At 72.3% G+C, this 2,045-nt stretch carries 3 protein-coding genes; all 3 read left to right on the forward strand.

Going from position 1 to position 2,045, the window contains the following annotated elements:
* Positions 1–727, forward strand: a 727-nt coding sequence (dacB, locus tag A5646_RS17255; protein ID WP_067022950.1) for a D-alanyl-D-alanine carboxypeptidase/D-alanyl-D-alanine-endopeptidase, incomplete at its 5' end; no start/stop codon positions are given.
* Positions 724–1,797, forward strand: a complete 1,074-nt coding sequence (locus A5646_RS17260; RefSeq protein ID WP_066880031.1) for a zinc-dependent metalloprotease — start codon at positions 724–726, stop codon at positions 1,795–1,797. The genes dacB and A5646_RS17260, both read left to right, overlap by 4 nt.
* The coding region (locus tag A5646_RS17265) for an ATP-binding protein (protein ID WP_231998351.1) at positions 1,776–2,045 on the forward strand (270 nt) is incomplete at its 3' end. The genes A5646_RS17260 and A5646_RS17265, both read left to right, overlap by 22 nt.

A 2,045-nucleotide genomic window follows, 5' to 3' on the forward strand; every position in this document is an offset into this window, starting at 1 on the left:
CGCGCCGATCGAGTCGGTGATGATCGACGCCGGACGCATCCAGCCGAGCACGGTCAACTCGCGGCGGTCCCGCACCCCGGCCCTGGACGCCGGCCGGGAGCTGGCCAAGGCGCTGGGCCTGGACCCCAACGCGGTGACGATCGCCACCGCGCCGTCGGGAGCCCGGCAGCTGGCGGTGGTGCAGTCGGCGCCGCTGGTCCAGCGGCTGTCCGAGATGATGGACCACTCCGACAACGTGCTGGCCGAGAGCATCGCCCGCGAGGTGGCGGCGGCGATCAACCGGCCGCGCAGCTTCGCCGGCGCCGCCGACGCGGTGACCAACCGGCTGACCACCGCCCACGTCGACACCGCGGGCGTGGTGCTGCTGGATTCCAGTGGACTCTCGGTCGACGACCGGTTGACGGCCAAGACGCTCGACGGCGTGCTGCAGGCGGCGGCCGGGCCCGACCAGCCGTCGCTGCGGGCGCTGCTGGACCTGCTCCCCATCGCCGCCGGTAGCGGGACGCTGGCCGATCGCTTCACCGATGCCTCCACGGCCCAGGGGCCGGCGGGCTGGCTGCGGGCCAAAACCGGCTCCCTGACCGGCATCAACGCGCTGGCCGGGGTGCTCACCGACCGCAGCGGCCGGGTGCTCACCTTCGCGTTCATCTCCAACAACGCCGGCCCGAACGGCCGCAACGTGATGGACGCGCTGGCGACCCGGCTGTGGTCCTGTGGGTGCTCATGACGCCGGCGTCGGAGCTGACGCTGGGCACCGCGGTCGACTGGCGGTTCGCGGCCACGGTGGGTCGGCGGCTGGCCAGGCCCGGCCCGCCGTCCAGCGACTACACCCGCCGCCAGGTGATCGACGAACTCGCCACCTCGTCGGTCAAGGCCGAACCGCTGGTGCGTGACGTCACCGGCCTGATCACCGACGGCTTTGACAGGGGCCATGTGCCGGCCGCCCGCATCGTCGACCGCCCCGATTGGATCGCCGCGGCCACCGAGTCGATGCGGGTGATGATGAACGGCGCCGAGAAGCCGCGCGGCTTTTTCACCGGCCGCGTCACCGGCGCGCAGACGGGCGCCGTCCTGGCTTACGTCTCCTCGGGGATCCTCGGCCAATACGACCCGTTCGCCGCCGCTGACGGCGCCCGGACCGGCTGTCTGCTGCTGGTGTATCCCAACGTCCTCGCCGTCGAGCGGCAGCTTCGCATCGAGCCGTCCGACTTCCGGCTGTGGGTGTGCCTGCACGAGGTGACCCATCGCGTGCAGTTCACCGCCAACCCGTGGCTGCCCGATTACATGTCGCAAGCGCTTGGCCTGTTGACCCGCGACGCCGGGGAGGACATGGGGCAGGTGATCGGCCGGCTGGCCGAATACGCCCGCAACCGCGGCAGCGGGGCCCCGGAATCCGACGCCAACTCGGCGGGGATCCTCGGCCTGGTGCGCGCGGTGCAGTCCGAACCGCAACGGCAGGCGCTGGACCGGCTGCTGGTGCTCGGCACCCTGCTGGAGGGCCACGCCGACCACGTCATGGACGCCGTCGGGCCGATGGCGGTGCCGTCGGTGGCCACCATCCGCCGCCGGTTCGACGAGCGCCGCCACCGCAAGCAACCGCCACTGCAGCGGTTGTTGCGCGCGCTGCTGGGACTCGACGCCAAGCTCAGCCAGTACACCCGCGGCAAGGCGTTCGTCGACCACGTGGTGGGCCAGGTGGGCATGGCCCGGTTCAACGCCATCTGGACCGGCCCCGAGACGCTCCCGCTGCCCATCGAGATCGAAGAACCCCAGCGATGGATCGACAGGGTGCTGTAGAACAGCTGCGTGCGGCTGTCGAGGCGTTCGCCAAGACCCACCTCGCCACCGACGATCCGTGGTGCGTGGCGCTGTCCGGCGGACCCGATTCCCTGGCCCTCACCGCCGTGGCCGCCCGGCTGCGGCCCACCACGGCGGTGGTCGTCGACCACGGGCTGCAACCCGACTCGGCCGCCGTCGCCGCCACCGCGCGGGCTCAGGCCCTGGCATTGGGATGCGTTGCGGCCCAAGTGGTTCGGGTCCGGGTG

It is taken from the genome of Mycobacterium sp. 1245499.0, from assembly GCF_001673615.1.
Classification (GTDB): domain Bacteria; phylum Actinomycetota; class Actinomycetes; order Mycobacteriales; family Mycobacteriaceae; genus Mycobacterium; species Mycobacterium europaeum_A.

What these genes read in the sequence shown, in the direction of transcription:
- A5646_RS17260 (WP_066880031.1), top strand. Translation starts at nt 724, where the DNA reads ATGACGCCGGCGTCGGAGCTGACGCTGGGCACCGCGGTCGACTGGCGG.